The 1,224-nt window shown below is 49.2% G+C and carries 1 protein-coding gene; it reads left to right on the forward strand.

What is annotated here, in order from left to right; all coding sequences use genetic code 11:
• Nucleotides 1-214: 214 nt before the first annotated feature.
• A partial coding sequence (locus tag G603_RS20735) for a DUF6273 domain-containing protein (RefSeq protein ID WP_035793650.1) occupies nt 215-1,224 on the forward strand: 1,010 nt, incomplete at its 3' end.

The following is a 1,224-nucleotide window of genomic DNA, read 5'->3' on the forward strand; positions in this document are numbered from 1 at the left end:
CAGAGCAGAGCAGAGCAGAGCAGAGCAGAGCAGAGGCTAACTGCGCCCTTTTTGCGTCTTGCGGGGCGTTTGAAACTGAATACAACATTAGTGATGGATAACCGTCGGACATGACGGGGCTATTATGCCTCGCTGGGTTTGGCGGTTTTGTTATGTACATAATGGCATGCGGCGGCCATAACAGCCGTGAATATAGCAAAGGAGATAACAGCTTATGAGAATTAAAATGAAACGATTTTTAGGCATCCTGCTCACCCTGACACTGGTGCTGGGCTTGATGTCGGGGATGAGCCTGACGACGTATGCTGCGACCGAGACATACACCAATTTAATGGATAACAAGACAGTTGTAAAGTTTAACAACCACGACTGGTATATTATTGCGGACGATTCTACTGCCACGGGAGGAACAGTCACGTTGCTGGCGGCGGACACAAGCTTTGGAACGTCGGCGTTTGATTCAAATAGCAACGCTTACAGCAGCTCGACCGTGAAGGGCGTGCTTGATGCATTGACCGCAGAAGGTGGTTCTTTTGCGGGTGTAAAAGATGCCATAGAGGATACTAATTTGACGGATGTTGGTGTTACCGGAGCGAAGCTGTATCTTTTGAGTACAAGCGAGGCTGAACCGTATGCTAACTTCAACTTCACTGGCGCACAATACGGTGGTGGCTGGTGGCTGCGCTCGCCCAGCGTCCACGATCTTCGTGCGGTGTGCGTGGCCGGCGGCACTGTTTACGACGCAGCCGCTTTGTATGACACACTTGGTGTCCGCCCCGCATTAAAGCTTGATCTGTCATCTGTCATCTTCTCATCTGGAACAAATACATTTTCGCTGAAGCCGGCGGGATATAATGTGACTCTTTCCGGCGGTGCGAATGCAACAACAAGCGGTGGGGCAATTAGCCAGACCGAGCTGACAGGCCCTATGACCACCGTGACTTATACGGCGAACACCGGATATTATTTTGCGGAGTTTGCTGATATTACTGACAATGGTATTACTGCAAAAAGAACGAGTAGTACGGTTGTTACCGTTTCGGGTACACCGACTGCGGATGCGACCATCACGGTTCCGGATGCGGTTACCAATGATGATACTCAGCAGAATCCTGACGGAACCAAGACCGTTACAAAAGAGAATGCTGATGGAAAAACAATATCAGTTACCAATTACAGTAAGACTGATGAGCAGATTTCACAATTTGTCTTCGAAAAAGCAAA

Origin of the sequence: Butyrivibrio sp. AE3006, from assembly GCF_000424165.1 — a bacterium.
Classification (GTDB): domain Bacteria; phylum Bacillota; class Clostridia; order Lachnospirales; family Lachnospiraceae; genus Butyrivibrio.